This is a genomic window from Streptomyces sp. NPDC054961 (assembly GCF_053609145.1).
The window spans coordinates 54,895-81,406 of the sequence record NZ_JBSGWY010000039.1; the positions used below are offsets into that span (position 1 = coordinate 54,895).

24 protein-coding genes are annotated in these 26,512 nt (G+C 72.9%); 7 read left to right on the forward strand and 17 right to left on the reverse strand.

Annotated features, from left to right (window positions below; all coding sequences use genetic code 11):
• The first annotated feature begins 171 nt into the window (after positions 1–171).
• A complete protein-coding gene (locus ACWF9Z_RS28605) occupies positions 172–318 on the forward strand; it encodes a hypothetical protein (protein WP_453606516.1) in 147 nt (48 codons plus the stop codon).
• A 187-nt stretch (positions 319–505) separates the two neighbouring features.
• Here the strand turns inward: ACWF9Z_RS28605 and ACWF9Z_RS28610 are convergent, their stop codons facing one another.
• The 5 genes from ACWF9Z_RS28610 to ACWF9Z_RS28630 all read right to left on the reverse strand — a co-directional run bounded on the left by ACWF9Z_RS28610 (position 506) and on the right by ACWF9Z_RS28630 (position 5,220).
• On the reverse strand, positions 506–2,074 hold the full coding sequence (locus tag ACWF9Z_RS28610) for an AAA family ATPase (protein WP_453606519.1): 1,569 nt from the start codon (positions 2,072–2,074) through the stop codon (positions 506–508).
• Positions 2,075–2,157: 83 nt separating this feature from the next.
• Positions 2,158–2,718: a hypothetical protein gene (locus tag ACWF9Z_RS28615; protein ID WP_453606522.1), complete on the reverse strand. Its 561-nt coding sequence runs from the start codon at positions 2,716–2,718 to the stop codon at positions 2,158–2,160.
• 4 nt (positions 2,719–2,722) lie between these two features.
• A complete protein-coding gene (locus ACWF9Z_RS28620) occupies positions 2,723–2,893 on the reverse strand; it encodes a hypothetical protein (protein ID WP_453606525.1) in 171 nt (56 codons plus the stop codon).
• Entirely contained in the window at positions 2,890–4,695 is a 1,806-nt protein-coding gene (locus ACWF9Z_RS28625) for a hypothetical protein (protein WP_453606527.1), read from the reverse strand. Before ACWF9Z_RS28625 ends, ACWF9Z_RS28620 begins: the two co-directional genes overlap by 4 nt.
• Before the next feature lie 39 nt (positions 4,696–4,734).
• Complete coding sequence (locus tag ACWF9Z_RS28630; protein WP_453606530.1) at positions 4,735–5,220, reverse strand: hypothetical protein; 486 nt, start codon at positions 5,218–5,220, stop codon at positions 4,735–4,737.
• Positions 5,221–5,817: 597 nt separating this feature from the next.
• Between ACWF9Z_RS28630 and ACWF9Z_RS28635 the strand changes: the two genes are divergently transcribed.
• Genes ACWF9Z_RS28635 through ACWF9Z_RS28650 form a run of 4 tightly spaced genes read left to right on the forward strand, consistent with a single transcriptional unit; the run spans position 5,818 to position 10,521 of the window.
• Entirely contained in the window at positions 5,818–6,492 is a 675-nt protein-coding gene (locus ACWF9Z_RS28635; protein WP_453606533.1) for a hypothetical protein, read from the forward strand.
• Positions 6,489–9,344: an ATP-binding protein gene (locus tag ACWF9Z_RS28640; RefSeq protein ID WP_453606536.1), complete on the forward strand. Its 2,856-nt coding sequence runs from the start codon at positions 6,489–6,491 to the stop codon at positions 9,342–9,344. The genes ACWF9Z_RS28635 and ACWF9Z_RS28640 overlap by 4 nt, the downstream gene beginning before the upstream one ends.
• Before the next feature lie 14 nt (positions 9,345–9,358).
• Positions 9,359–10,153 carry a hypothetical protein gene (locus ACWF9Z_RS28645; protein ID WP_453606539.1) on the forward strand — a complete coding sequence of 265 codons (795 nt, stop codon included), beginning with the start codon at positions 9,359–9,361 and terminating at the stop codon, positions 10,151–10,153.
• Entirely contained in the window at positions 10,150–10,521 is a 372-nt protein-coding gene (locus tag ACWF9Z_RS28650; RefSeq protein ID WP_453606542.1) for a hypothetical protein, read from the forward strand. Before ACWF9Z_RS28645 ends, ACWF9Z_RS28650 begins: the two co-directional genes overlap by 4 nt.
• A gap of 544 nt (positions 10,522–11,065) precedes the next feature.
• On the opposite strand, the gene ACWF9Z_RS28655 is transcribed toward ACWF9Z_RS28650, so the two are convergent.
• The 7 genes from ACWF9Z_RS28655 to ACWF9Z_RS28685 form a co-directional block, all read right to left on the reverse strand.
• Positions 11,066–12,067, reverse strand: coding sequence for a TIGR03842 family LLM class F420-dependent oxidoreductase (locus tag ACWF9Z_RS28655; protein ID WP_453606544.1), 1,002 nt, complete (start codon positions 12,065–12,067; stop codon positions 11,066–11,068).
• Between the two features lie 89 nt (positions 12,068–12,156).
• Positions 12,157–13,557: a dihydropyrimidinase gene (gene hydA / locus ACWF9Z_RS28660; RefSeq protein ID WP_453606547.1), complete on the reverse strand. Its 1,401-nt coding sequence runs from the start codon at positions 13,555–13,557 to the stop codon at positions 12,157–12,159.
• 17 nt (positions 13,558–13,574) lie between these two features.
• Positions 13,575–14,870, reverse strand: a complete 1,296-nt coding sequence (locus tag ACWF9Z_RS28665) for an aspartate aminotransferase family protein (RefSeq protein WP_453606550.1) — start codon at positions 14,868–14,870, stop codon at positions 13,575–13,577.
• Positions 14,867–15,709, reverse strand: coding sequence for a nitrilase-related carbon-nitrogen hydrolase (locus ACWF9Z_RS28670; protein ID WP_453606552.1), 843 nt, complete (start codon positions 15,707–15,709; stop codon positions 14,867–14,869). The genes ACWF9Z_RS28665 and ACWF9Z_RS28670 overlap by 4 nt, the downstream gene beginning before the upstream one ends.
• 203 nt (positions 15,710–15,912) lie before the next feature.
• The gene (locus ACWF9Z_RS28675) at positions 15,913–17,502 is read right to left on the reverse strand and encodes a hypothetical protein (RefSeq protein ID WP_453606555.1); all 1,590 of its coding nucleotides are present in this window, start codon (positions 17,500–17,502) and stop codon (positions 15,913–15,915) included.
• A gap of 45 nt (positions 17,503–17,547) precedes the next feature.
• On the reverse strand, positions 17,548–17,946 hold the full coding sequence (locus ACWF9Z_RS28680) for a PPOX class F420-dependent oxidoreductase (protein ID WP_453606557.1): 399 nt from the start codon (positions 17,944–17,946) through the stop codon (positions 17,548–17,550).
• A gap of 452 nt (positions 17,947–18,398) precedes the next feature.
• On the reverse strand, positions 18,399–18,650 hold the full coding sequence (locus ACWF9Z_RS28685) for a helix-turn-helix domain-containing protein (RefSeq protein ID WP_453606560.1): 252 nt from the start codon (positions 18,648–18,650) through the stop codon (positions 18,399–18,401).
• Positions 18,651–18,714: 64 nt separating this feature from the next.
• Here ACWF9Z_RS28685 and map point away from each other — a divergent pair, with 64 nt between their 5' ends.
• Positions 18,715–19,482, forward strand: coding sequence for a type I methionyl aminopeptidase (gene map, locus ACWF9Z_RS28690; RefSeq protein ID WP_453606563.1), 768 nt, complete (start codon positions 18,715–18,717; stop codon positions 19,480–19,482).
• Between the two features lie 173 nt (positions 19,483–19,655).
• Here map and ggt read toward each other — a convergent pair whose 3' ends face one another.
• Positions 19,656–21,464 (reverse strand): gamma-glutamyltransferase, encoded by a 1,809-nt coding sequence (gene ggt, locus ACWF9Z_RS28695; RefSeq protein ID WP_453606565.1) that lies wholly within the window; start codon positions 21,462–21,464, stop codon positions 19,656–19,658.
• A gap of 115 nt (positions 21,465–21,579) precedes the next feature.
• On the opposite strand from ggt, the gene ACWF9Z_RS28700 reads away from it, so the two are divergent.
• Entirely contained in the window at positions 21,580–22,305 is a 726-nt protein-coding gene (locus tag ACWF9Z_RS28700) for a hypothetical protein (protein WP_453606568.1), read from the forward strand.
• Here ACWF9Z_RS28700 and ACWF9Z_RS28705 read toward each other — a convergent pair.
• The 4 genes from ACWF9Z_RS28705 to ACWF9Z_RS28720 all read right to left on the reverse strand — a co-directional run bounded on the left by ACWF9Z_RS28705 (position 22,265) and on the right by ACWF9Z_RS28720 (position 26,327).
• On the reverse strand, positions 22,265–23,557 hold the full coding sequence (locus ACWF9Z_RS28705) for a cytochrome P450 (RefSeq protein WP_453606571.1): 1,293 nt from the start codon (positions 23,555–23,557) through the stop codon (positions 22,265–22,267). The genes ACWF9Z_RS28700 and ACWF9Z_RS28705 overlap by 41 nt on opposite strands.
• Before the next feature lie 114 nt (positions 23,558–23,671).
• Positions 23,672–24,193: a hypothetical protein gene (locus ACWF9Z_RS28710; RefSeq protein ID WP_453606573.1), complete on the reverse strand. Its 522-nt coding sequence runs from the start codon at positions 24,191–24,193 to the stop codon at positions 23,672–23,674.
• Positions 24,190–25,635: an ATP-binding protein gene (locus tag ACWF9Z_RS28715; protein ID WP_453606576.1), complete on the reverse strand. Its 1,446-nt coding sequence runs from the start codon at positions 25,633–25,635 to the stop codon at positions 24,190–24,192. Before ACWF9Z_RS28715 ends, ACWF9Z_RS28710 begins: the two co-directional genes overlap by 4 nt.
• A gap of 8 nt (positions 25,636–25,643) precedes the next feature.
• Complete coding sequence (locus ACWF9Z_RS28720; RefSeq protein WP_453606578.1) at positions 25,644–26,327, reverse strand: response regulator; 684 nt, start codon at positions 26,325–26,327, stop codon at positions 25,644–25,646.
• Between the last annotated feature and the right edge of the window lie 185 nt (positions 26,328–26,512).

Genomic DNA, 26,512 nt, shown 5'->3' on the forward strand with positions numbered 1-26,512 from the left:
CGCCGCGGCGGGGGGCGGGGGGGGGGGACGGCCCGCGCCCCCCCCCGGGGGGGGCGGGGGGGGGGCCCGGCGCGCGGGCGCCCCCCCCCCCGGGGGGGGGGGGGGGCGGGCCCCCCCCCCCCGATCCGGGGTACGAGCGAGGCCTCGGACGTCGACCCCAGGGAGGGCACTATGGCCGGATTGCTCACCAGGCTCAAGGAGTTCAGCCGCAGCCCCCAGGGGCGGCGGACCATCGAGTCGGCCCGCCGGGCGGCGGCCGATCCGCGCAAGCGCGCCCAGGCCCGCGGTCTCCTCGCCCGGCTGCGAGGACGTCACTGAGACCCACCCGGGCCGGCCGACCCGGGCCACCCACTTGGCCGGGCCCGCCGCCCCAGCGGATCCAGCACTTCAGGGCGTGGGCGGGGCCGGTGCGGACAGCGGCCCGTTCGCGGGAGGAGTCCGTGTGCTCGTTACTCTCCCCTTCGTCTCGTCTCGGTCGGCCCTGTCGTCGCAGCGGGTCCGGGTGCTACGCCTCCCCCGGCTGCGGGATGATGCGGCGGCCGACTCGACGACCAGCGGGTCCGGGCGTCGGTGCGGGGGTGCCGGCCGGGACGGCGCGGTCCCGGCCCCACGCCCTGATGTCCTCGATCTGCTCGGGGTTGGTCCGGCTCAGCGGCATCGTGTTGGCGAAGGTTTCCCTGACGAACTCCGGAGTCACCGCCGCATCGCCGCGAATGTGCCGGGTGGCGCCCACGTCGTGCAGGGCCGATTCGAGGTCGGCGCCCGCGAAGCCCTCCGATTCCGACACCAGGGAGTCGAGCAGATCCGGTGACGGGCTGGCCTTCACGTACCGCTCGTAGTACATGGAGATGATGTCCCGCCGGTCCGCCTCATCCGGCAGGTCGACGAAGAACAGCTCGTCGAAGCGTCCCTTGCGGAACAGCTCCGGCGGCAGGCTGCGCACGTCGTTCGCGGTGGCCACCACGAAGGACCGCGAATCACTCTCCTGCAGCCAGAACAGGAACTGCCCCACCAGTCGCCGGTTGACTCCGGTGGAGTCGTTCTGCCCGGCCAGCCCCTTCTCGATCTCGTCGATCCACAGCACGCAGGGGGAGATCCGGTCCACGGTCTCCAGCGCGTCCTTGAGTCTTCCCTCCGACTCGCCGACGTACTTGCCCAGGATCGAGGCCAGGTCCAGCCGGTACAGCGGCAGCCGCCACTCCGAGGAGATCGCCTTGGCGGAGAGCGACTTGCCGCATCCCGGAACGCCCACCAGCAGCACCCCGCGGGGCGGGCGCAGCCCGGTGCCGCGCAGGTCCGACTCCAGGAGCTCCTGCTTGTTGCGCAGCCAGGTCCGCAGGGTGGCCAGTCCGCCGATCTGCCGGTCGGCCTCCTTGACCTGGACCCGCTCCAGCCCGGCCAGGTCACCGAAGATCCTGTCCTTGGCGCGGGCCAGCAGGTGGACGTCCTCCCTCTTCACCGAGCCCTTGGCCACGATGGTCGCGAGCAGGTTGACCGCCTCGGCCTCGGTGACGCCGACGAGGAACTCCGCGGCCCGCCGGGTGTCCTGCTCGGTCCATTCGATCGGCACGACGCCGTGGTGGTCGCCCAGGAAGCTCCTGATCTGCGTGTACATCTCCTCCGCGTCGGGGAGGTCCAGTTGCAGGGTCATGCCCAGCCTGAGCAGCCCCGTCCAGATGGGCGTGTCCGTGATCAGCATCAGGCAGCCGGAGTTGCTGTCGGCGAGTCGTGCCAGTTCGGCGAGGTGGCGGGTGAAGGGACTGTCGCCGCTGACGTCGTCGGGGTCTACGAAGACGACCGTGGCCTGGGCCCGCGTGGTGAACTGGGCCGCGGCGAACTCCATGGCACCCGTCAGGGAGCGGTCGTCGTTGACAGGTGCGTTGGTCCGCAGATCACGCAGTCCGGTCGCCCGGGTGTACACCCAGAAGGGCAGTCCGGCCCGGGCCGGACTGGATGCGGCCTCCCGGACCAGCCTCATCGCCCGCGGCTGCTCGATGGTGCGCAGACCGACGACGGGGATACGGGCCGCGATGTAGCTGTCCAGATCGCGGCGTGCCTCGGCGAAGAGGGGCATGGAGACCTTCTGTCGGTCGTGGGGCGGTTCCCGTGGGGCGGTTCCCGTAGGGCGGGCAGGTGATGATCGGCTCGGAGCCTGTGTCAGTCGGTGATCACCCGGCGGCGTGGCCGGGTCGCCGGATCCTGGCGCCAGGGGTCGGGAGGGAGGGCTGCGGTCGGGAGCGGGCCGTCGAGTGCACCCACCAGGGAGCTGTCCCGTACCGCGCGCAGCCGCGCTTCGACCAGGCGTGCGTCGACGCCGGTCCTGCGCATGTCCTCCACCTGTTGCTCGAGGGAGCTCTGGGCATCGCGGATCTGTCCGTCGACCGCCTCCCGGAGCCGGTCGCGGAGGTCGGCGGGCAGGCCGGGGTGGCCCGCCATGCCGCGGATCTCCTGGAGTCCGGAGCGGGCCTGGACGAGGGCGCGACCGACGGAGAACTCGTCGTCCGCCCCGGCCATCGCCTCCGTCAGCTGCCGGCTCCAGCGGTTCAGCCGCTGGTCGAGGGCCTGTCGGAGACGTTCGACCAGCCGTGTCCACGTGTCTTCGGCGAAATCGTCCGGTTCGAGCCGGGGCAGGGCGGGATTCACCGGCGCCTGCCCGTCGGCCCATGTGTCGAGGTGGTCGGCCCACGCACGGTAGCGGCCTCCAGAAGTCCACAGCACCGGCTCAGCCGTTCCCGCCCCTGCGCACCAGGATCTCTCCGGGCGGGAGCGGCTCCCAGTCGGGCAGGCCCTCCACGATCCGGCGCAGCCGTGCGGTGGAGGGCCCGGTGGCCTCGGGCTGCCGGGCCCACGGCTGGACGTGGGACCGGCCCGCGTCCTGCTGGTTGCTGCTCATCGTGTTCCTTCCGTCGGATTGCCGGCCGGGCCGTCGTCCGGACGGACGACGCGTCCTTCGAAGGGGGAGTTCCCGTGACCCGCACCGGCCAGGCCGTCGATCATCCGGCGCACGTCCGCCTCCTCGGCGTCGGCCCTGCGGAACCGGCTTTCGAAGTCGACGAGTTCGGCTCCGGCCGCACGCAGCTGACGCAACGAGTCCGCCTTCGACCGGTCCAGCACCCCCTGCGCGTACCGCTGGCGTTCCAAGGCCGCGCGTCTGCCCTGCGCGATGATCAGGGTCCAGACCCCGGCCGCCATCAGGGTGATCACCAGGCCGGCGAGCGGCTGCAGGCTCATCGTGATGAACAGCACGATGCCGAGCACGACCACCGGGCGTACCAGGAGCGTGCTCCACGCGGGCACGAGTCCGGCGATGAACGGGCGTGCGTGCGTGTCCCAGTGGTCGCTCAGTGAGCGTTCCAGCTGGTCCATGGGGGTGGTGAACACTCCGGTCCAGCGTGGCAGCCCGAAGGTCTGTGCCCCGAGGTTGTGGCTGGTCCCGTAGACGGCCTCGATGGCGGCCGGGATGTGCGTCCGGTAGTCCCGGCTGAACTCGGCGTGTGCCTGCCGGAACCAGCTGTGGCAGGCGCCGACGGCCAGCCGCTGGGTGGCCTCGGAGACCCCGATCGCCGCCGGGTTGAGGGCGGAGGCGGACTGGATCGTCAGGTAGTCGAGCTTCTCCTCCAACGAGGCGGCGTCGGCGTCCGCAGCCGTGCGGGCCGCGGTGGTGTCCCCGTCGTACGCGAGGACGGACTCGTTGTACGCCAGGTCTCGGCGCAGGGGCAGTTCCTCGTTGTCGTACTCGGACACGAGGCGGTCGAGGATGTCGTCCACCAGGTCCTCCAGCCGGTCGGTGAGCCGGCCCTCCTGGTTCATCAGCCGGGTGTACTTCGCCAGCAGCGCCCGGTGCGCCTCGGCGCAGCCGAGTACGTACTCCAGCTTGGGCCATTGCGGTGACACGGCGGACAGCGTCGGGAAGTCCGGCTTCGAGGAAGGCGGCATGTGCGCCGCCACCTCGGCGCGCCAGCGCTGCACCTGGACCGCGACGGCCTGCTCGCCCTCCAGCAGTGCCTCCAGCCAGTTGTCGAGGACGGTGCGCAGGAGTTCACGGCCGGCGGGTCCGAAGGCTCCCTGCGCCACGGATTCCAGGATGACGGCGAACTCCCGGCCCAGTGCGGTCGGATCCTGGGCCCGGAGGTAGTGCAGGAGCCAGCGCACGGCGGAGGCCTGCCGGTTCTGGCGGCGCAGGATCAGGGCGAAGAGCAGCGAGGTACGGCCGGGAGAGCGCCGGAAGGCTTCGGTGACGGCCCGGTCGCACAGTGTGCGGTCGTCGGAGGACCAGGCTGCCAGCGCCACGAGGGCGGGTGCCAGCCAGTACCGGGGGGTCTGGATCATCAGCTCGTCGCTGACGGAGCGTACGGCGTCCTCGGAAACCAGGCCCGTGTCGAAGGCCTGGAGGAGACCCACCGTGGTGCGGCGCACCACCTTGTGGTGGCCGAACTCGTGCTCGATGCGGTCCTGGAGCACGCCGATCCTGGTCTCTGACCGCTGGAGTGCGTCGGCGAGCTGGGAGGAGCGGACGAACTCCATGAAGTCGTCGCGCAGCTTCTGCAGCGAGTCCCGGGCGTCGCGCTGGGCCGCCTCGACCCCGGCCACCTGTCCGGACACGTTCATCAGGTGCATGTCCAGCCGGTTGACCAGACCGGTGAGCTGCGAGACCTGGTTGCGCAGGTGGAAGTCGATGTTTCCGATGTTTGCCATGAAGCCTTCGGCTCCTGTTCGGGTCGGGCAGCGATGGGCTCACAGACCGCGGGTGTAGACCACTCCGTCGGGCGGTACCGGGACGAGGGCTCCGCTGGCGTACACCTCGACGAGCGGATAGGCGCCGGTGCGGATCAGCGTCCGGGCCCGCGCGTAGGGCTCGGGCGGCAGGTCGGCCGGCGTGTAGTGCTGGAGGACCGCCATGGTCAGGTCGAGGCGGTGGTCGACGTACGGGGGGCCGAGGCCGCATACGGCGATCCAGCCCACCGGGAAGTCGCCGTACTCGTTCCGGTACTCCTCGCGGATCCATTCGGTCAGTTCGCGCAGCGCCTCGGGGCTCAGGCCGGCGTCCAGCCGGTGGAGGGCTTCGAAGAGGCCGGCGTGACGGGGACGTGCGAGTCCGGCGGCCAGCTGACCCGCGGCGGCTCCCGCCGCCGCGCTCTGGTTCGGGCCTGCTGCCGCACGGTTCGCGGACTCCCGCTCGAACGGGCCCAGGACACGGCGCAGCCGCTGTCCGAATTCCATACGCTCCCCCCGGACACGCTGATCGGATCTGGTCATGATGGACCGTCAATTTACTTAAAACTACGCAGTTCTGCGCCGAAGTCCTAGAAGCTTGAGCCATATTCGATCGGCAACTCCGGGGGAATGATGAGGACTTGCTGGAACTGTGGCCGCGAGCAAGAGCCCGGAAGCGGCCCCTGCGCCCACTGCGGCATGCCTCGGCGATCGGCGTCGGACCCGTCCGACCCCCCGCTGTTCCCCCCACCCCCCGGTCCCCCCGACGACATCGACGCCCCCCTCTTCCCTCCCCTGCCACCGGTACGGCGGACCGGCGGACCGGCCACGGATCCGGGTGGCGACCGGCCGGGCCCTACGGCGCCGCGCCGGATCGTCCACGTACCGGGAGGCCCTCCGGCCGACACCGTGCGGCACGCGCCCCCCTCGTCGGCCGCCGGTCACTCCGGGACCCCGCCGCCCGGGCGGATGCCGCCACCGGCACGACCCGCCTCCCCGGCGAACCCGGCACCCCTGCGCACGGACCCCTCGTCCGCACCCCCGGCCCCGGACCCGCAGCGACCCGGCGGAAGGCACCTGGAAGGGCTGGTCGACGGACCCGTGGTGCTCGACACGATGCGCCGCCGGATGCTCGGGTTCGGCGCACTGGTCGCCCTCGGACTGCTGCACCTGGTGTTCGCGCTGGTGCGGCTCGCGACTGCGCAGGGTGGTCCGGGCGTACCGTTCGGCGGCGCGCTGGAACAGCTCCTCTTCTTCCTGTTGTCCTTGGGCGTGATGCTCTTCGCCGTCGGAATGATGTTCCGGGGCGTCCGCGGCCCCAGCGGCTCAGGCGGTCTCCTCTCCCTCGCACAGTCCCTCGTCCGCGGCGGTATCTCCCTGCTCAGAACGGCCCTGCGCCTCGCCGTCGCCGGATACCGGCAGGGGAGCCGGGCCGCCCAGTCGGCAGGGCAGGGCGAACTCCACCGGACCGTACGCCGGTTCCGGATCCGGGACATGTCCGGCGAGGTCACCGCGTGCACCCTGGTCGGCGAACTCGTGGGACCCGAGGTACGACAGGGCGATCTGATCCGGGTGCGCCTCCGCGGCCTGCGCGGGGGCCACGTCCGGATCCGGCGGGCCGAGATACTCTCCGCGCCCGGCGGCGCCGCCTCCAGCGTGGTCACCACCCGCACCGCCCGCCGGTTCCGCCTGGGGGTCTGGGCCGACGGGACCGCCTGGGCGCTCACCGCCGTCCTCGCCGTGACGCTCTGCGTCCAGGCCGCGGCGGTCCTCTCATGACGTGGACCGCGGGCGACGGAGCCAAGGCACCACGGGACCCCTCCGGACCGCGGGCGTACGGGACCCTGCCGCCGCTGCTGGAACAGGTCGCGGCGCTCCTGGAATTCTCCCGCGACTGGGCCCCCGGCGCGGGGGCCCTCGCCACGGCCGAGGAACTCCTCTCGCGCGGCCCCGGCCCGGACTCCCCGGCGGCCCCGCTCCACGAACTCGGCTTCTCCCCCGACCGGTTCAGCTGGCTCTGCCTGCGCGAGGCCGGCGCCGAGCAGGATCCCCGGATCGCCGCCGCCCGGGCCACGGCCGCCTGGAGCTCCCTCGCCGCACTGCGACGGCCGGCGGCCCTCGTCGTCGGCTCCGACGAAGCCGGTGGCGCGGGGGTGGCCGTCGGACTGGACAGCGGGACCGGCGCCGTCCGCCAGTGGCTCTCCGACCAGGCCCCGGATTTCATCTGGGAACCGGGCCTCCCGCCCGGCTGGTCGGTGGTCGCCGACCCGGCACACACCGAGGAGGCCGTCGTCTGCCGCTCCCGGGCCGCCGGCCTCCAGGCCGGCAGCGGCCCGGCCGAGGACCACCGGCTGCCGCATCTCGCCGGGCTGCTCGGACTTCCCCTGGCCGGCTGGTGTGCGGTCCTGACCCTGCGCCCCCTGGACGCCCCCGAACTGACCGCGGCGGGCAGCCGTCTGACCCGGCTGAGCGCTCGGGCGGCCCGCCTGGTCACCGTCTCCGAAGGGATCGCCGAGCATCGCCAGACCTCCGTGGTCGACCCCCGCGCCGAGGCCGTCACCACGGCCCTCGGCGCCTGGCAGGCTCTCGTCGACGACTGCTTGCGCACGGGCGGGTGGAGCGTCGGCGTACACCTGTGCGCCCGTACCTCCGAGACGGCCGCCGTGGTCCGGTCGGCTTTCACCCGCGCGCTGCAGGCGGATACCGCGGCGGCGCCCGAGGGACGGGCACAGGACTGGGACACCTCCCGGTGCCTGGCCGGATCACCGCCCGCCGTGGGCTGGCTCAGCTCCCGCGACCTGGGCTCCCTGCTCGTGCCTCCCGCCGATGCCGTGGGGGACCTCCAGATCCGGCGTACCCTGCCGGCCGGGCGGCGCTCGACCCGGCCCCGGCGCCCGCTCTCCCTCGGTCACTGGCTGGGTACGGACCTCCCGGCACGGATCGACGTGGACGATCTCGCCGGACACGCCTTCGTCGCGGGCATCACCGGATCGGGCAAGAGCACCACCACCAGCAGCATGCTCCTCCAGCTGTGGAACGAGCACCGGGTGCCCTTCCTGGTCATCGACCCCGCCAAGGGCGACTACGCACGGCTCTCCGGCGCTCTGGAAGGCGGCCTGACCATCGTTTCCGGGGCCGAGCTGCGGATGAACGTCCTCGCACCGTGGCCCGGCCGTCCCCCCGCCCAGCACATCGCCCAGGTCGGCACCGCCTTCCGCGCCGCCTTCGGCATGCCCGTACCCATGCCGTACGTGACCGCGCTGATCCTGGAGGAGCTGGCCACCGACGCCACCGCGGGTTCCGAGGTCACCCTGCACGACGCCGCAGCCCGGATCGACTCCCTGATCACCGAACTCCGCTACCAGGGCGAGGTGGAGAGCAACATCCGGGCCGCACTGGGGCTGCGCCTGCGGCTGCTCCTCCAGCCCGGACGGGCGGAGCGGGTGGCGGGCAGCGGACCGCCGGGCTGGCTGACCGAGCGGCCCACCCTGATTCGGCTGAGCGACTTGGGAGACGAGGAGGAACGCGCATTCCTCGCCGCCCTGCTGGTCCTCTACATCTCCGACGCGGCACGGTCCCGGGGAGAGTCCGCGGGCGTCACCCATGTGACGGTCATCGAGGAGGCCCACCGCCTGATGCCCGAGCCGCGCCCCACGGCGGCCGAGGACGGCGACGCGGCCGGGGTCGCCTCCCGACTGATGACCCAGCTGCTGGCGGAGGTGCGCGCGTACGGAGAAGCGCTGGTCGTGGTGGACCAGAGCCCGGCCGCCGTGGCCCGTGAGGTCCTGCGCAACACCAACCTCAAACTCGCCCACCGGATCGTCGACACCGACGATCAGCAGTCATTGGGCGGCGCGCTGGGCCTGGCCGACACGGAGACCTCGATGCTCGGCTCACTGACCGTGGGACGCTGCCTGGTGTCCTCCCGCGAACTGGTCCGACCCCAGTCCGTCCAGGTCGTCGCCCCCGACCTGGCCCCGGTCGGCCCCGGAGAACCCCCTGCACCGGGACCGCAGCAGTACGGGGCGCGGTGCCACCGCCCCGAGGACGCGACCCACCACCACATCAGCGAGGGGGCCGGCGCACAAGCGGAACTCACCGTGGCCCTGTGGACGGCGACCGGTGGTGACGCGGACGTGGTGGGCCTGATGCGCCCGCTGACCTCGTCACACCCCGGATCCCGGATCAGCTGCCTGGTCGGGACGGGAATCCGACGCCACGTCCGGACCCTGCGCCGCCTCGGGCAGCTCCCCGGGACGACCGGGCGCACCTACGAAGCGGCCCTGTGGCACGCAATGGTCACCCGCACCCCGCTCCCGCCCCACCCGGCGGAGAAGCCCGCGATCCGTCCGTTCGAAGCCTGCCTCGGCTGTGAGCGTCCCTGTCGGGCACGGGCCGCCGTCGCCACGGGTGCGCTGCCGTTCCTCCAGCGCGCCCGCACGCAGGTCGCGCGCGCCGGAGGCCCCAAGGCCGCGATCGATGCGATGGGCCTCGCGATGGAAGCCTGCAGGCAGGAACTCGCGCACCGGCATCCGGAACACACCGCCACGGCCGTGGGGTACTGCCTCGCGGTGCACGTGGCGGCCGAGTACGGCTTCGATGCGGCCCTGCTCGCACGCCGGACGGCCTAGGTACAGGAGGAGAGATGGAGAAACAACCGGAGGGATCGGAGACGGGGAACACCACGGAGTCGGAGCCGGATGCGTCCGAGGCGGCGGCGGCCTGGGAGAGCTTCGAGCGCCACGAGGCCCAGGACGAAGGAGAACCCGACGCGGTCACGAGGTTCCACCGGGACGCGACCGAGCGGGAAAAGGTGCTTCGGGAGGCCATGAAGAAGGTGGTCGTGGCCGCCGGCGGAACCGAGGGCGACGAGCTCGAACGGGCCAAGGTGGAAGGCAGGGATGTCCGCACTTCCGGGGAACGTCTCGCGGACTGGCACCGTGTCCACCTGGTCGGCCTCGACCACTCCGTCAAGGATGAGGAATCGATCCGCCGCAAGGTGGCCGGCTACGCGGCCGAGGACGGCAAGGAGGGGAACCCGCTGGCCAACGTCAAGGATGCCGTCCGCTACACCGTCCAGCTCCCCGACGCCACGTACACGGAAGGCTCGCACAAGGCGATCACCGCGCTGAGCGCACTGGGGTACGAGCCACTGAGCATACGGAACGCCTGGAAGGGCCGGGAGTACCGGGGCGTGAATACCTCCTGGAAGGAACCCGTGTCGGGCACGGCCTTCGAGGTCCAGTTCCACACCCCCCTCAGCTACGGCGTCAAACAGCGGACCCACGACGCCTACTCAGAACAGCGTCTTCCCGAAACCACGGAAGCGAGGAAAGCTGAACTCGGCCTATTCCAGGCTGCATTGACTCATATCGTGAAAGCACCAGCCGGCTCCGAGACGATCGTGGGCCGTAACCAGTCCGAGGGAGGACCTGCATGAGCGGCGAAGGCGGCGAAGGCGGCACGGACGGCGGTGACGCTGCCGCCGATGTGGGCGTCGAGGCACAGGAACCGGTGGAGACGACGGAGGACGCCTACTTGAGCCAGGCTCCGGAAGACGACCCGAATGCCTTCTGGAACCACATGGAACCGATGGACCCCCCGAGGTACGAGTCCAATGCCACTCCGGACACCGATGAGGAGGCGGAGGCGAGGCGCCGGCGGGAGCTGGCAGCCGCCGAACGGGGGCTCCTGCCCGTCCAGATGATGATGCGCGCTCGTGAGGCCCGGCGTGGTGAAGCGGACGAGAGCGAGGTCGGCGACGACGACGGCGACGACGGAGGCAGCGAAGGAGGAGGAACCTCATGACCGGTGAGTTCGGCGAAGCCGAAAACGAAGCCCCGGAGGACGCATGTGGCGGCCCCGCCGAGAAACCCTCGGATGAGGACCCGAACACCTTCTGGAATCACATGGGGCCGTACGAGAACAAGCCTCCGAAGGAGGGCGACGCGCCCCCCGAGTTGGGATTGGATCCGGGCGGGGAGTCGGGGGAAGGGCCGGCCACGGACCCGTCTCAGGAACAGCCGGAGCCGATATCAGACACGGGCGGGGCGGAGGAAACAGCGGCGCGGGAAGGCGAAGGAGCGGCGGCGGCTCCCCGTGAGCAGGGGCAGGAGCCCCCGGCCCGAACCCGGACCGAGGCGCTGGGGTTCTCCCCCGTCAGCCAGTTGCGGAAGCGCGGGGCCGGCTGGAGCCAGGGGCGGTCGGCCTCCGGGCCTCCGTCCGGCAGGGGCCGGGGGCGGGAACCCGGACAGGGACCTGAGCAGCGCCCCAGGGGCCCCGGTGACGGCAAGGACCTCGGCATGTGAGCACCGGTCGCGGGGCCCGGCCGGTGCAGGCCGGGCCTCCGCCGTCAGCCGTTCAGTGCCGGGATGACGGTTGACCCGTACGCGTCGATGACGGCCTCCCGGGCGTCGTGCATGTCGTAGACCGCGAACTGGTCGACGCCCAGGTCGCGCAGGGCGCGGAGCTTCTCGATGTGCGCCTCGGCCGGGCCCAGCAGGCAGAAGCGGTCGACGATCTCGTCGGGGACGAAGTCCGTGGCGGGGTTCCCGGCGCGGCCGTGGTGGCTGTAGTCGTAGCCCTGGCGGGACTTGATGTACTCGGTGAGCTCGTCCGGGACCATCGAGGAGTGCTCGCCGTACCGGGAGACCAGGTCGGCGACGTGGTTGCCGACCATCCCGCCGAACCAGCGGCACTGGTCGCGGGCGTGCGCGAGGTCTTCCCCGACGTACGCCGGGGCCGCCACGCAGATGGTGATCGAGGACGGGTCCCGGCCGGCCGCCGTCGCGGCCTCACGGACCGACTTGATCATCCACTCCGTGAGGTAGAGGTCGGCGAGCTGCAGGATGAAACCGTCGGCCTTCTGGCCGGCCAGGGCCAGGGCCTTGGGCCCGTACGCCGCCATCCACACCGGGAGCTTCCCGTCCGTGATCCACGGGATGCGGACGGGGTTGCCCTCGACCAGCGCCTCGCGGCCCTCCGCCAGGTCGCGGATGACCTCGATGGCCTCGCCCAGGCGGGCCAGGGTGTTCGGCGCACGGCCGGCGACCCGCATCGCGGAGTCGCCGCGGCCGATCCCGCAGACCGTGCGGTTGCCGTACATGTCGTTGAGGGTGGCGAAGGTGGAGGCGGTCACCTCCCAGGTGCGCGTCCCCGGGTTGGTGACCATCGGACCCACGTGCATGCGCTGGGTGTTGGCCAGGATCTGGCTGTAGATGACGAAGGGTTCCTGCCAGAGGACCGCCGAGTCGAAGGTCCAGCCGTAGCGGAAGCCGTTGCGTTCGGCGCGCTTCATGAGGCTGACGACCTGGGAGGCGGGCGGGTCGGTCTGGAGGACGAGGCCGAAGTCCATGGACGGGCTGCTCCTTGCTGCGTGCCGTGCAGTGCGGTGCGTGCGGTGCGGTGCGGTGTGTGCGGTGCGGTGTGTGCGGTGCGGTGTGCCTACAGGTACTGGCAGTTGGAGCGGGGGATGAAGGCTCCGTGGCCGGCCCGGCCGGTGTACTCGCGCCGGTCGATGACGAGTTCGCCGCGCGAGAGGACCGTGTCGACGCGTCCGGTGATCCGCTTGCCCTCGTACGCCGAGTAGTCCACGTTCATGTGGTGCGTCTCGGCGGAGATGACCTGCTCGGCGTGCGGATCGTAGAGGACGATGTCGGCGTCGGAGCCCGGTGCGATGGTGCCCTTCTGCGGGTAGAGGCCGAACATCCGGGCCGGGCTCGCGCAGGCGATCTCGATCCAGCGGCGGCGGCTGATGTGCCCGTCCAGGACGGCCTGGTGGAGGAGGTCCATGCGGTTCTCGACCCCCGGCAGGCCGTTCGGGATCTTCGAGAAGTCGCCCCGGCCCAGCTCCTTCTGGCCCCGGAAGCAGAAGGGGCAGTGGTCGGTGGAGACCACCTGGAGGTCGTTCGTGCGCAGGCCGCGCCAGAGGGCCGCCTGGTGCTCGCGGGGGCGCAGGGGGGTGGAGCAGACGTACTTGGCGCCCTGGAAATCGGGCTCTTCGAGGTTGTCGGTGGACAGGAAGAGGTACTGGGGGCACGTTTCACCGAAGACCGGCAGGCCCTTGTCGCGGGCCGCCGCCAGCTCCGCCACCGCCTCCTCCGCCGAGACGTGGACCACGTAGAGGGGGGAGCCGGCCACGCGCGCCAGTTGGATGGCACGGTGCGTGGCCTCCGCCTCCAGCAGCACCTTGCGGACCTCGCCGTGGTGGCGCGGATCCGTCTCCCCGCGCGCCAGGGCCTGTTCGACGAGGACGTCGATCGCGATGCCGTTCTCGGCGTGCATCATGATCAGCCCGCCGTTGCCGGAGGCCCGTTGCATGGCGCGCAGGATCTGCCCGTCGTCGCTGTAGAAGACGCCCGGGTAGGCCATGAACAGCTTGAAGGAGGTCACCCCCTCCCCCACCAGGTGGTCCATCTCCTTCAGGGTCCGCTCGTTGACGTCCGAGAGGATCATGTGGAAGGCGTAGTCGACGGCGCACTGGCCGTCGGCCTTGGCGTACCAGGTGTCGAGGCCCTCGCGCAGGGCGTGGCCCGGCGTCTGGACGGCGAAGTCCACGATGGTGGTGGTGCCGCCCCAGGCGGCGGCCCGGGTGCCGGTTTCGAAGGTGTCGGAGGCCGCGGTGCCGCCGAAGGGCAGTTCCATGTGGGTGTGGGCGTCGACCCCGCCGGGGATGACGTACTTCCCGCTCGCGTCGATCGTCCGGTCGGCCGTCCAGGCCTCGGCCGCCGCCGAGCCGTGTGCGGCCAGGGCGGCGACCCGGCCGTCCTCGATGAGGACGTCGGCGTGGAGTTCGTCGGCGGCCGTGATGACGAGGCCGCCGGTGATCAGGGTGCGGATGCTCATGTACGTCTCCCCCGTGGCTAGTTGAGGCTGCGCAGGGCCTCGGCGAGGATGTCGGCGCCCTCTTCCGCCTCGGCGACGGTCAGCGAGAGCGGCGGCGCGATGCGCAGGACGCTCGTGTTGTACCCGCCGCCCTTGCCGAGCAGCAGGCCTCCGGCGCGGGCGGCCTCGAGCACGGCGGCGGCCGCGTCCGGGTCGGCCTGGTCGGTACCGGGCTTCGTGAGCTCCAGCCCGGCCATCAGGCCCCTGCCGCGCACCTCCCGGACGGCGGGCACGGTCGCGGCGATGGCACGCAGCCGCTCCAGCAGCATGCCGCCCACGCGGCGGGCGTTGCCCTGGAGGTCGTGCTCGAGCAGGTACGCGAGGTTCGCGACGCCGGCCGCCATGGTGACGGGCGAACCGCCGAAGGTGGAGATGGAGTTGGAGTCGAGGCAGTTCATCACCTCGGCGCGGGCCACGACCCCGCCGATGGACATGCCGTTGCCGATGCCCTTGGCGAAGGTCAGGATGTCCGGCGGGCCGTTCTGGGCGTGGGCCTGCCAGCCCCAGAAGTGCTCGCCCGTACGGCCCCAGCCGGTCTGCACCTCGTCGCTGATCCAGAGGATGCCGTGGCGGTCGAGGACCTCGCGGAAGGCCCCGTAGAGCCCGTCCGGCGGGGAGGTGAAGCCGCCGACGCCCTGGATCGGCTCGGCGATGAGCGCGGCGAGGCCGCCGCGGGCCTGGCCGAGGACGTCCTCGAGGTCGGCGACGCAGGCCGCGGTGAAATCGGCGTCGTTCAGGTGCGCGAAGGGCCCGCGGGAGCGGACGCCGCCGTGCACGTAGTACGTCTGGAGCGGCGAGAGGCTGGTCGGGGACCAGCCGCGGTTACCGGTGATCGAGACGGTGGAGAAGGACCGGCCGTGGTAGCTGTTGCGCATCGCCAGGATCTGGTTGGAGCGGCGGTACGTCGTCGCGAGCAGCAGGGCGGTGTCGTTGGCCTCGGTGCCGGAGGTGGTGAAGAAGACCCGGGCGTCCGGGATCGAGGACAACGCGGCGACCCGCTCGGCCAGTTCGATCATCGGCCGGTTCAGGTACAGGGTCGAGGAGTGGATGATCCGGCCGGCCTGTTCGGAGACGGCCTTGGTGACCTCGGGCAGCGCGTGGGCGGTCATCGTCGTGAGGATGCCGCCGAAGAAGTCCAGGTAGCGGTTGCCGTCGGCGTCCCAGACGTGGCGGCCTTCGCCGTGGGTGAGCTCGATGGGGCGGTCGTAGTAGAGCGCGAGCCAGTCGGGCAGTACGGTGCGGTGCCGGCTGTGCAGGGGGATCGGGTTGGTCACGGTTGAACGAGCCCTCCGTAGGCGTCGGGGCGACGGTCGCGGTAGAAGGCCCACTGGTCGCGGACCTCCTTGATCAGGTCGAAGTCGAGGTCGCGGACGAGGAGTTCCTCTTCCTTGTCGCTGGCGACCTCCCCGACGAACTGGCCGCGCGGGTCGACGAAGTAGCTGGTGCCGTAGAAGTCGTTGTCGCCGTACTCCTCTTGGCCGACGCGGTTGATCGCGGCGATGAAGTACTCGTTGGCGACGGCGGAGGCGGGCTGCTCCAGCTGCCACAGGTACGCGGACAGGCCTCGGGAGGTGGCGGACGGGTTGTACACCAACTGGGCTCCCGCGAGACCGAGTTGGCGCCAGCCCTCGGGGAAGTGCCGGTCGTAGCAGATGTTGACGCCGATCCGGCCGACGGCGGTGTCGAAGACGGGCCAGCCGAGGTTGCCCGGGCGGAAGTAGTACTTCTCCCAGAACCCCTTGACCTGGGGGATGTGGTGCTTGCGGTACTTGCCGAGGTAGCTGCCGTCGGCGTCGATGACGGCGGCGGTGTTGTAGTAGAAGCCCTCGGACTCCAGCTCGAAGACCGGCACGACGATCACCATGCCGGTCTCGCGGGCGAGCGCCGTCATCCGCTGGACCGTCGGACCGTCGGGGACGGCCTCGGCCCAGCGGTAGTGCTCGGGCTCCTGGACCTGGCAGAAGTAGGGGGCGTTGAAGACCTCCTGGAAGCCGATGATCTTCGCGCCCTGGGCAGCGGCCCGGCGGGCGTGCTCCTCGTGTTTCACGATCATCGACTCGGTGTCTCCGGTCCAGGTGGCCTGGACCAGTGCGGCGCGGACGACTTGGGCCATGAGCTGCTCCTCGCGACGGGTACGCCGGCTTCTACGCACGTAGAGGGGTGCACGGCTGCGCGTAGGGAGTTGAAGGTAGGCCTCGCTACAGCCCGGGGCAAGACCGCCGTGCGCGGTTGGAGTAGTCGATCAAGATTCGCCGGAGATGGCGGCGGATACGTCGGCGATGCGGCGCGGATACGTCGGCACGTGATCGTTTGCGGTCAGGAGACGGGCAGCTTCGCGACGCGCAGGGCGTGCAGCAGGTCCCGGTGGTGCGACCCCGAAATGGCTTCGGCCGCACGCAGGAGCCGGGGCGCGAACCACCCCGGGTCACGGCGGGCCAGCCGGGCCGATTCCTCGGCGGTGCGGACCCTGACGAAGGCGCCGAGGAGGGCGTCGGCCTCCCGGGAGCGGCCGGCCCCGCCGAGCGCGAGGGCCGCCTCGGCGATCTCCGCCGCGGGGCGGGCGGCGCCCTGGCGGAGCAGGGCTCCGCAGTCGGCCGGCCCGAGCGCGGCGGCGGCCGCGGCGAACCCTGCGGGCGGCAGCGAGGCCGCCTCCCAGAGCAGCGTGGCCCAGTCGGCCCCCAGCCCGGCCCGCACCAGCTCCTCCCCCAGCCCCGGCAACCGCTCCGCGGGTCCGGCGGCGGCCTCGCAGAGCAGGGCGTGGGCCTCGCCGCTGCGCCCTTGGGAGCGCAGCGCGACGAGCGCCTCCGCGAGCCCGCCGGGAGCCTGCCGGGCCGACCTCCCGAACGGGGCGTCGCGCACGGGAAGGCCGGAGGACGGATCCGGGGTCGAGGTCGAGGTCGGGACCGGGGCCAGGGTCGGGACCGCGGTCGGGCTGGATGCCGGGGTCGAGCCGGGCGCCGGAGCCGAGCCGGGCGCCGGAGCCGAGCCGAACGCCAGGGTCGAGCCGGGCGCCGGTACCGGGGCCGAAGCGGCCTCCGGATCCGCGCCCGTCCGGGCCGGCCAGCCGAAGCGGGCGCCGCGCAGCGGGGTACCGGAGGACGGGCCGTCCGGCGGCAGGGCAGAGGCCTGTTCCTCCGACACCACCGCGCCCGCGTGCCGGGCCCCGCCGCTTCGCCTCGCGCCGCGCAGCCACCGCCCCTCGGCCCGTCCGACCGGCGCCCGCTCGCGCTGCCCCGGCACGTCCGCACGGGGCTCCGGCCCCCCGGCCGGAGCCACCGCGGCCAGCCGGGCCGTCAGGTCCTCGTGCCGGGCGGCCGCCCGGGCCACGTCGTCCCGGGTCCAGGAGATCTCCCCGGCCAGGGCGTCCGCCATCGCCGGATCCGCCGCCTCAGCGAGCCGCACCGACAGCCCGCGCAGCAGGGCCTGCGCCTGCGCCCGCTGCGCGTCCGCCGCGGCCAGCAGGGTGGACAGCTCCTCGGCCCCGCCCGGCAGTCGGTCCCAGACGGCGACCGCGGCCGCCCGCAGCCCGGCCGCGTACCGCGCTTCCCGCGCGAGCGCACCCGCACCCGCGCCCACAGCCGCACCCGCGCCGCCCGGTCCGTCCGGTCCCCCCGGCCCCGCCGCCGGCGCCGAGCGTCCCCCGCCACCCGTGCCACCCGTGCCACCCGTGCCACCCGCCGCCATCGACCCCGGAGGGTCGGCCCAGCCCACCGCCGCCAAGTCCCCGAGCAGGGACTCGAGTACGTCCCACGGCGGCATCGCGGCGCCCGTCAGGCAGGCTCGCATCCCCTCCGGGTCCCGTCGCAGGAACTCCCCGTACCAGCCCGCCCCTGGATCCAGCCTCTGCGTCAACTCCCGCATATATGCGGAGAGTTGACCGATCACCTGTGAAGTCGCGGTCTCCATCCGGGCATTGGATCCCACCCGCGTTACGGGCGGGCTACGGGAGTCTCAAAGCTTGGGGGACGGGGCGAACCTGACCTCGATCGCGGTGTGCGGCCGCTTGCCCCGCCGGAACACGGCGGCCGGCACGTCCACCACCCAGAACTGCCACGTGTACTTGCGCGACAGGAGCCTGCGCACCCGCGTCAGCCCCGCCTCGTCCAGCAGACGCGCCTCGCCCTCCCTCGGCTCGGCGCCCTCGGCCACCCGGCCGCGCGCGTCACACGCGACCACCGTCACCCGCCCGTTGTTGCGGATGCGCTTGACCTTCCACGAGTCACTGCGCGTCCACACGTACAGCTCACCGCCGTCCGCCACCGCCCACACCGGCGTCGCCACCGGGGTCCCGTCCTTGCGGAAGGTGGTGAGACTGACGTACCGCGCCTTGCCCAGCTCCTCAAGCGTCATGCGCCAACCCTATGCGGAACGGCCCGTCCGCTCCCCTGCGCCGACGCGGCCTCCCCGTGGCCGACCGACTCCCCCCTCGCCGTCCCCGCCCCCGCCCCCGGAGGAGCGCCCGGTGCGCAGAGCTCCACGGCTCCCTGCCGGCCGCGGTCATCTGCCGCGCGCGCCGGAGCCGGGTGTGGCCGACGACGATGCCCGGGCGGGGGAAGACCAGTCCCCCTCGGCCTTGGCGCGGGCCCGGCCTTCGGGGGCGGCGCATGCCGCGAGCAGCAGGCCGCCCGCGAGGAGGGCGCCGACGATTCCGAGACCGACTCGCTTGGATGCGGATGCGTTGATGTCTGGCACGAGTTCACGCTTGCCCCGCGCCTCGCCCGCCCCACCGCCGATTGAGCCGTTCGGACGCCGCGCCCGCCCGAACGGCAGGCTGAGGAGGCCGATCGGCCGAGGCGGCTCCGTCAGACCGGCACGAGGGCGCAGCGCCGCAGCACTTCGTCCAGCGAGAGCCCCAGCGCCCCGGCGAGGGCCGCCACCGTGAAGAAGGCGGGGGTCGGAGCCCGCCCGGTCTCGATCTTGCGGAGCGTCTCGGCGGAGAGCCCGGCGCTGGCCGCGACCTCGACCATGCTGCGGCCGCCGCGTGCCGCCCGCAACAGGGCGCCCAGGCGCTCGCCGCGCTCGCGTTCTTCGGGGGTGAGGGGGGTTCGGACCATGGCTCCATCCTACCCCGGAGGCCAATAACTATCCCGTTACAGTTATACCGGTATAGTTATTGGCATGGTGGAACTGAAGACAGACCGATCGATCGACCAGATGCGCGCCGCCGGCCGCGTCGTCGCGCACGCCCTCGCCGCCGTCCGGGACCGGGCGGACGTCGGCGTATCCCTGCTGGAACTCGACCGGGTGGCCCGCGAGGTGCTGCGGGAAGCGGGCACGAGCTCGCCCTTCCTCGGATACCGGCCGCGGTTCGCGCCGGTGCCCTTCCCCGCGGTCGTCTGCGCCTCGGTCAACGACGCCATCGTGCACGGCATCCCCGACGGGTACCTGCTGCGCGACGGCGACCTGGTCAGCATCGACTGCGGGGCGAAGCTGGACGGCTGGGTCGGCGACGCGGCCGTCAGCTTCACCGTCGGCCGGGCCCGCCCCGCCGACCTGCGGCTCATCGAGACCGCCGAGGCCGCCCTCGCGGCGGGCATCGCCGCCGCACGGCCGGGCAACCGCGTCGGGGACATCGCGCACGCCATCGGCACGCTCTGCCGCGCCGCCGGCTACGGCATCCCCGACGGGTTCGGCGGCCACGGCATCGGGCGCTCGATGCACGAGGAGCCGGGCGTGCCCAACGAGGGCCCGGCCGGGAAGGGGACGAAGCTGCGCGCCGGCATGGTGATCGCCATCGAGCCGATGCTGATCGCGGGCGGCACGGACGACTACGGCTGCGACGCCGACGGCTGGACCCTGCGGACCGTCGACGGGAGCCGCGCCGCGCACGCGGAGCACACGGTCGCGATCACCGAAGCCGGCCCCAGGATCCTCACCGCTCCGTAGCCGCGACCGGGGCGAGCGGGCGCCCGGCCGGGCGGCGTCACCCTGCGGGCGACGTCACCCCGCGGGCCGGGGGGCACCGCCCCGTACCGACGCGCCACCGGCACCGCCCCGGCCCGTTCACCGGCACGGCCCCGGCCGCGGCGCCGCCCCCTGCCGCCCTCCCCTCAGGTTCGTTACGGCTTCCCGTGCGGGTGCACCACCATCGCCGCGCCGCCTCCGCGGCGGGTCGTCTCGGCGGCCGCCAGCCAGCGCCCGTCGGGCAGCCGCTGGACGCCGGTGGCCGCCCCGATCTCCGGGTTCTGCCGGAAGCCCTGGCCGAGGGCCTCCAACTCGGCGCGGACCGGGCTGTTCCACAGGCCCGGCTCCAGCTCCGTGGTGGTCTGGTTGCGCTGGCTGGCCCGCGGCGCGGCGATGGCGTCGACGAGCGGCAGGCCGCGGTCCAGGTGCCCGATCAGCGTCTGGAGCACGGTGGTGATGATGGTCGCGCCGCCCGGGGAGCCCACGGCCAGTACCGGCCGGCCGTCCTCCAGCACGATGGTCGGGGACATCGAGGAGCGCGGCCGCTTGCCGGGGCCGGGCAGGTTCGGGTCCGGGACGCCGGGGGCGGCCGGGGCGAAGGAGAAGTCGGTCAGCTCGTTGTTGAGCAGGAAGCCGCGGCCCGGGACGGTGATGGCGCTGCCGCCGGTCGACTCGATGGTCAGGGTGTAGGAGACCACGTTGCCCCAGCGGTCGGCGACCGTCAGGTGCGTGGTGTTCTCGCCCTCGTACGTGGTGGGGGCGGCCTGCCCGCCCTCGGCGCAGGCGACCGGGTGGCGCGGATCGCCCGGAGCGACCGGGCTGGTCAGGGCCTTGCCCGGGTCGATGAGGCAGCCGCGCGCGTCGGCGAACCGCTGCGAGAGCAGTTCCCGCGTCGGCACGTCCTCGGCGGCCGGGTCGCCGACCCAGCGGCCGCGGTCGGCGAAGGAGATCCGGGAGGCCTCGATGAAGCGGTGCAGGTACTGGGCTTCGGAGAGCGGCCCGAGGTCGCTGCGCTCCAGGATGTTCAGCGCCTCGCCGACGGTGGTGCCGCCGGAGGAGGACGGGGCCATGCTGTAGACGTCCAGGCCGCGGTAGCCGACCCGGGTCGGCTCCTGGCGCTTGGTCCCGTAGGCCCTCAGGTCGGCGGCGGTCAGGTCGCCGGAACGCACCACGCGGGTGGCCGCGGGGTCCACCGGGGGCGTGCGGACGGCGCGGACGATGTCCTCGGCCAGCGGGCCCCGGTAGAGCGCGCCCGCGCCCTTGCGGCCGAGCTCGGCGTAAGTGGCCGCCAGATCGGGGTTCTTGAAGGTGGAGCCGACCACGGGGAGGGCGCCGCCGGGCAGGAACAGCTTCCTGGTGTCCGGGAAGTCCTTGAAGCGGTCCTGGTTGAGCTCCGTCTGCGCCCGGAAGGTGGCATCGACGCCGAAGCCGTCGCGGGCCAGTTTCTCGGCGGGCTTGAGCAGTTGTGCCAGCGGCCGGGTGCCCCAGGACTCCAGCGCGCTCTGCCAGGTCGCCGGGGTGCCGGGGACTCCGACGCCGCGGCCGCTGGTCTGGCCCTCGGCGAAGGGGATGGGGACGCCGTTCTCCTGGAACAGCGTGGCCGTGGCGGTCGCCGGGGCGGTCTCCCGGCCGTCGATGGTCCGCACGCGGCCGGACCGGGCGTCGTAGTAGACGAAGTAGCCGCCGCCGCCGATCCCGGCGGAGTACGGCTCGGTGACGCCGAGGGCGGCGGCCGTGGCGACTGCGGCGTCCACGGCGTTGCCCCCGGAGCGCAGCACGGCGATGCCGGCCGCGCTGGCGTCGGCGTCGACGCTGGCGACGGCCCCGCCGTAGCCGGTGGCCACCGGCACCTTGGCCGGCGTCGGGCCCGCGGCCTCCTGCGACGGCGGGGCGGCGGCGCCGGTGGAGACGAGCGCGCCGGCGAGTGCGACGAGGACTAACTGACGTGCGGCGGGACGACGCATCCGTACCTCCAGTAGACGGCCTGTCAGACCCCCCTGGCCCAGGCCTAGGCTCGGCACTTTAACTTCACCGCACCCCCCGCGTCATGACGGCACCGCGCGGGTTAACATCCGCGCCATGAACGAAGACGTGCGCAACATCGTGCTGGGCGTGGTGGCCACCGCCGTCAGCGGCGGCTTCGGCTGGTTCGCCCGCACCTATCTGTGGCGCCGCGCACTGCGCCGCAAGCAGGCCTTCTTCGGGCTCCCGAACGGCTCCGACTGCCTGTTCGTGGTCAACCGGCAGATGGGCGGCACGGAGGGGTCGGTGCACCGCAACGACGCCTTCGCGCTCCTGGAGATATCCGCGCTGATCAAGGACTGCGGGGCGAACCTGCAGATCGTCTCGCACGACGGGGTCCGCCAGGGCTTCGGCGAGCGGGCCGAGTTCTGTGTCGGCGGGCCCGTCTCCAACGCGCGGACGGCCGCCCACCTCGCCTCCATGCTGCCGGGCGTCCTGGTGGACATCAGCAGCGAGCCCGGTCCGGACCGGGGAGCGATCAAGGTCGGCGGGGAGTCGTACCGCTGGCAGCGCGGACAGGTGGAGTACGTGGTGCTCGCCCGGTTGACCACGGGTCCGGGCACCCGGCCGGTGTTCCTGATCTCGGGGCAGACCGCGATCAGCAACCAGGCCGGTGCCCGCTTCCTGGCCCGCCACCACGTGCAGATGGCCCGCCGGTACCGCGCGGCCTCCTTCTGCGTGCTGCTGAAGGTGACCAACTCCGATGCCTACGGACCGGACGTGGCCGAGCTGCTGGTGGACGTCACCGAGGCGGCCCGGACACCCGTAGCGGCAGCCGCGTGACGCCGTTGATGAAGTTCGAGACCAACCGGCGCGGCGGGCCCGTCAGTTCGGGGGCGGGCATGAGGGCGCGCCACTCCTCGTAGAGGACGCGCAGCTGGAGCCGGGCGAAGTGGGCGCCGAGGCAGACGTGCGGGCCGTCCCCGAAGGAGACGTGCGGGTTGGGGTCGCGGCCGAGGTCGAGGCGCCCGGGGGCGGCGAAGACGCGTTCGTCGTGGTTGGCGGAGGCGTGGAAGACCACCACCTTGTCCCCGGCCCGGATCCGCTGCCCGGCGAGCTCGGTGCCGGCGGCGGCGGTGCGGCGGAAGCTGAGCACCGGCGGGTGGACGCGCAGGAGTTCCTCGACGGCCCGGCCCATCGGTGCCCGCCCGTCGGCGAGTTCGGCGTACGCGCGCGGGTCGCGGGCCAGGGCCAGCAGTCCGCCGGGGGCCGCGCCGCGGACGGTGTCGTTGCCCGCGACGGTGAGCAGGAAGAAGAACATCTCCAGCTCCGCGTCCTCCAGCCCGGCGAGCGCGAGCGTGGTCATCACGTCGTCGGCGGGGTGCGCCCGCTTGGAGGCGGCCAGTTCGCGGGCGTACCCGAACATCTCGCCCAGCAGCGCCGGGGAGCGCGGGTTCAGGGGCTTCCCGTCCGGGCCGAGCCGCGGTGCGGGCGCGTCCTCGGGATCCTGGTAGCCGATGATCCGCACCGTCCATTCCAGGAGCAGGCCCCGGTCGGCGGCCGGGACGCCCAGCAGGTCGGCGAGGTTCAGCAGCGCGTACTCGTCGGTGACCGCGCGCACCACGTCGGCGCTGCCGCCCTCGGCGCCGTCCCGGGCGGCGCGCAGCAGCGTACGGGCGCGGTCGCGGGCCCGGGAGGCGAAGGCGTCGACCCGGGCCGGGGTGAAGGCGCGGGCGACGGTCCGGCGCAGCTTCCCGTGCTCGGGGGGATCCTGGTTGAGCATGGTGCGCCGCAGGAACGGCAGGTCGGCCGGGTCGGGGTCGCGGATCTGGGTGGCGCCCAGGCGGGAGGAGTACGCGGCGTGGTCGCGCAGGACCCGGACCACGTCGGCGTGGCGGGTGACGGCCCAGAATCCGGGGCCGGCGGGCCACCCGAGGACCTCCGGCTCGCGCTGCCAGGCCACCGGGTGGTGGTCGCGCAGCAGGCGGTAGCGGTCGTGCGGGACGCCTTCGGCGTAGACGCGCGGGTCGAAGACGTCGGGGGCGTCCCCCGCTTGCTCCCGGGTGAGGACGGGGTCCGAGTCCGGCTGGTCCATGGGCCATACGGTGGCGGGGCGGGGGCCGGGACCGCAAGAGGGCCACGCGGACGGAGGGCGGCCGGAGCCTTCGGCCGCCCGGGCCGGACGCCCGTGGCCGGCCGGCGCGGGGGCTCAGCTCCCGGCCTCGCAGGCGGCTTGCTCCTCCTTGCCGTCGGTGCCCGCGAGGAGGATCCGCGGAGCGGGGTCGATGTGCGCGGTCGCCCGGGCCGTGCACGCCAGCTGGCGGCGGGCGAGGTCGGACAGCGGTCCGACCGGGAAGGGCAGGACGACCCTGAGGCTCTTGCCGTTGTCCTGGACCGTGATGCCCGTCGGGACGTACTCCTTGGTTTCCGGCGCCGGGATCTCGGTGGTCAGGCCCGCGTCCCGCGCCGTGGTGCCCGGCCCGGCCAGCAGCATCCTGAGCACGACGCTGGGCGTCAGCCTGGCCTGGTCGGAGACCGTGACCGGGACGAGTCCGCCGTCGGGCGAGATGAAGTACAGCAGGTCCGGATAGGGCAGGGTGGCCAGGTTCACGGTGCCGGCGCTGCCGCTCTCGACCACCCCCGTGGTGGCGATGCTGCCGCAGCCGGTGGCGAGCAGCACCGGACCGGTCAGGGCCGCCGCCACGGCCAGGGCCCTGCGTACGGGGTTCATGCCTGGGCCTCCAGCGGCATGTCGAGGACGAACAGGGCTCCGCCCGCGGGACCGTTGGCCGCGTGCAGGGTGCCGCCGTGCAGGCGGACGTTCTCCAGGGTGATGGCCAGGCCCAGTCCGCTGCCCGTGGAGCGGGTGCGGGCCGCTTCGGCCTTGAAGAAGCGGTCGAAGATGTGCGGCAGCGCTTCGGGGGCGATGCCGGGCCCGCTGTCGGCGACCTCGATCAGCAGCCGGTCTCCCTCGGGCCCGGACGCGGTACGGACGCTCACGTCGACCGGGGCTCCGCCGTGTTTGAGGGCGTTGCCGACGAGGTTGGCGAGGACCACGTCGAAACGTCGGGGGTCGAGCCGGGCACGGACGTCCGGCGGCAGGTCGGTGCGGACCCGGCCGTCGGTCCAGTGGCGGCGTTCCAGCGTCTTCGTGACGGCCTCTGCCACGTCCACGTCGTCGAGGTTGAGCTCGGCGGCGCGGGCGTCGAAACGGGATATCTCCATGAGGTCCTCGACGAGCACGGCGAGCTTGCCGGTCTCGGCGCTGACGAGGCGCAGGGCCTTGGCGGTGTCGGGGTCGAGGTCCTCGGCGCCCTCGTCGAGGACCTCGGTGACGGCGAGCATCCCGGCGAGCGGGGTGCGCAGTTCGTGCGAGACGTCGGCGGCGAAGCGGCGGGCGCGGGCCTCGGCGTCGCGGAGCTCGCTGACCGACTGTTCGAGGGCGCGGGCCGTCTCGTTGAAGGTGCGGGCGAGTCCGGCGAGTTCGTCGGCGCCGCGGACCTCGATGCGGGTGTCGAGCCGGCCGCGCCCCATGCGCTGGGCGGCCTTGCGCATGTCCCGTACGGGCCGCAGGACGCTGCGCGCCGCGAGCAGGGCGGGAATGACGGCGATCGCCAGGCCCGGGACGGCGCCCTGTTTGGCGGCGTCGACCATGGCGGTGACGGTGGTCTGCTCGGTGTCCAGGGACACCACGGCGTAGAAGACGGCGCCGGTGGCCTCGCGGCCCCCGTTGTGCTGGAAGACGGCCGGCATGCCGACGACGAGGTAGAGGTTGCCGAGGCGGTCCCTCGTGCGCTCGAAGGCCCCGTGCGGGTTGGCGCTCACCTGCCGGCGGATCTGTTCGCTGATGACGGTGGACGTGGTGGCGCCCGGGTTGGAGGAGGCGCGCAGCTTCCCGTACTCCCCGTACACCGTCCAGGGGTGCGGCTGGCCGCGCTTGCCCAGCTCGCCGACGAGGCGCTGGAGTTCCTGCTGCGGCATGGGCAGCTGGGTGGTCTGGGCCTCGACCAGGTCGCGCAGGGTGCTGACGGCGGTGTCCTGGCTCTGCTTGAGGATCGCGTTACGGGCCTGCTGGTAGGTGAGCGCGGCCGTGGTCCCCGCGCAGAGGGCGGCCACCAGCAGGAAGGCGGCGATCAGCCGGGTGCGCAGGCCGAGCGGTGCGAAACGTCTCACCCGCGCGCCTACAGCGGGCCGAAGCGGTAGCCGAAGCCGCGCACGGTCTGGATGTAGCGGGGGCTCGCCTCGGGGTCCTCGACCTTGTGGCGCAGGCGCCGTACGCAGGCGTCCACCAGGCGGGCGTCGGCGTGGTAGCTGTGGTCCCACACGTATTCGAGGAGCTGCTGGCGGGAGAAGACCTGCTCGGGCGAGGCCGACAGGTGCAGCAGGAGCTTGAGCTCGCTGGGGGCGAGGGGGACGCGCCCGCCGTTCTTGGCGACGGTGAGGCCCGCGCGGTCGATGGCCAGCTCCCCGTGCAGCTCCACGCCCGGGCGCCCGCCCGCGGGCTCGCTGAGGCGTCGCAGTACGGCCTTGATGCGGGCTTCGATGACCTCGGTGCGGGCGGGTTTGACGATGTAGTCGTCGGCGCCGGCTTCCAGGCCGACGACTATGTCGAAGTCGTCTCCGCGCGCGGTGAGCATGATGATCGGGACCTGGCTGGTCTCGCGGATCCGGCGGCAGACCTGGACGCCGTTGATGCCGGGCAGCATGAGGTCGAGCAGGACGAGTTCGGGGTGGAAGCTCGCCATGAGGAGGAGGCCGGCCTCGCCGGTCTCGGCCGCGCTCACGTCATGGCCCCTGCGGCGCAGGCCCAGGCCCACGCCCTCCCGTATGGAAGGGTCGTCCTCGATCAGCAGTACGCGTGGCATCAGGTCAGTATTCCAGGGTCCTGGATCGTTCCCCTCCCGCCTTCGGCCGGGGCCGGCGAGCGGGAGCGGACGGGCGAACGTGCCGGACGGCCTAGGCCGTGTTTTAGGTAGCGCGGGCGGCCAGCCACTTGGTGAGGTCGCCGGCGATGCGGTCGTTGTTGGTCTCGACGGTCACGTCGTGTTCG

What these genes read in the sequence shown, in the direction of transcription:
- ACWF9Z_RS28685 (WP_453606560.1), bottom strand. Translation starts at nt 18,650, where the DNA reads ATGGTCCGAACCCCCCTCACCCCCGAAGAACGCGAGCGCGGCGAGCGC.
- ACWF9Z_RS28650 (WP_453606542.1), top strand. Translation starts at nt 10,150, where the DNA reads ATGAGCGGCGAAGGCGGCGAAGGCGGCACGGACGGCGGTGACGCTGCC.
- map (WP_453606563.1), top strand. Translation starts at nt 18,715, where the DNA reads ATGGTGGAACTGAAGACAGACCGATCGATCGACCAGATGCGCGCCGCC.
- hydA (WP_453606547.1), bottom strand. Translation starts at nt 13,557, where the DNA reads ATGAGCATCCGCACCCTGATCACCGGCGGCCTCGTCATCACGGCCGCC.
- ACWF9Z_RS28605 (WP_453606516.1), top strand. Translation starts at nt 172, where the DNA reads ATGGCCGGATTGCTCACCAGGCTCAAGGAGTTCAGCCGCAGCCCCCAG.
- ACWF9Z_RS28620 (WP_453606525.1), bottom strand. Translation starts at nt 2,893, where the DNA reads ATGAGCAGCAACCAGCAGGACGCGGGCCGGTCCCACGTCCAGCCGTGG.
- ACWF9Z_RS28645 (WP_453606539.1), top strand. Translation starts at nt 9,359, where the DNA reads ATGGAGAAACAACCGGAGGGATCGGAGACGGGGAACACCACGGAGTCG.
- ACWF9Z_RS28640 (WP_453606536.1), top strand. Translation starts at nt 6,489, where the DNA reads ATGACGTGGACCGCGGGCGACGGAGCCAAGGCACCACGGGACCCCTCC.
- ACWF9Z_RS28655 (WP_453606544.1), bottom strand. Translation starts at nt 12,067, where the DNA reads ATGGACTTCGGCCTCGTCCTCCAGACCGACCCGCCCGCCTCCCAGGTC.
- ACWF9Z_RS28675 (WP_453606555.1), bottom strand. Translation starts at nt 17,502, where the DNA reads ATGGAGACCGCGACTTCACAGGTGATCGGTCAACTCTCCGCATATATG.
- ACWF9Z_RS28720 (WP_453606578.1), bottom strand. Translation starts at nt 26,327, where the DNA reads ATGCCACGCGTACTGCTGATCGAGGACGACCCTTCCATACGGGAGGGC.
- ACWF9Z_RS28610 (WP_453606519.1), bottom strand. Translation starts at nt 2,074, where the DNA reads ATGCCCCTCTTCGCCGAGGCACGCCGCGATCTGGACAGCTACATCGCG.
- ACWF9Z_RS28680 (WP_453606557.1), bottom strand. Translation starts at nt 17,946, where the DNA reads ATGACGCTTGAGGAGCTGGGCAAGGCGCGGTACGTCAGTCTCACCACC.
- ACWF9Z_RS28710 (WP_453606573.1), bottom strand. Translation starts at nt 24,193, where the DNA reads ATGAACCCCGTACGCAGGGCCCTGGCCGTGGCGGCGGCCCTGACCGGT.
- ACWF9Z_RS28670 (WP_453606552.1), bottom strand. Translation starts at nt 15,709, where the DNA reads ATGGCCCAAGTCGTCCGCGCCGCACTGGTCCAGGCCACCTGGACCGGA.
- ACWF9Z_RS28705 (WP_453606571.1), bottom strand. Translation starts at nt 23,557, where the DNA reads ATGGACCAGCCGGACTCGGACCCCGTCCTCACCCGGGAGCAAGCGGGG.
- ACWF9Z_RS28630 (WP_453606530.1), bottom strand. Translation starts at nt 5,220, where the DNA reads ATGGAATTCGGACAGCGGCTGCGCCGTGTCCTGGGCCCGTTCGAGCGG.
- ggt (WP_453606565.1), bottom strand. Translation starts at nt 21,464, where the DNA reads ATGCGTCGTCCCGCCGCACGTCAGTTAGTCCTCGTCGCACTCGCCGGC.
- ACWF9Z_RS28700 (WP_453606568.1), top strand. Translation starts at nt 21,580, where the DNA reads ATGAACGAAGACGTGCGCAACATCGTGCTGGGCGTGGTGGCCACCGCC.
- ACWF9Z_RS28625 (WP_453606527.1), bottom strand. Translation starts at nt 4,695, where the DNA reads ATGGCAAACATCGGAAACATCGACTTCCACCTGCGCAACCAGGTCTCG.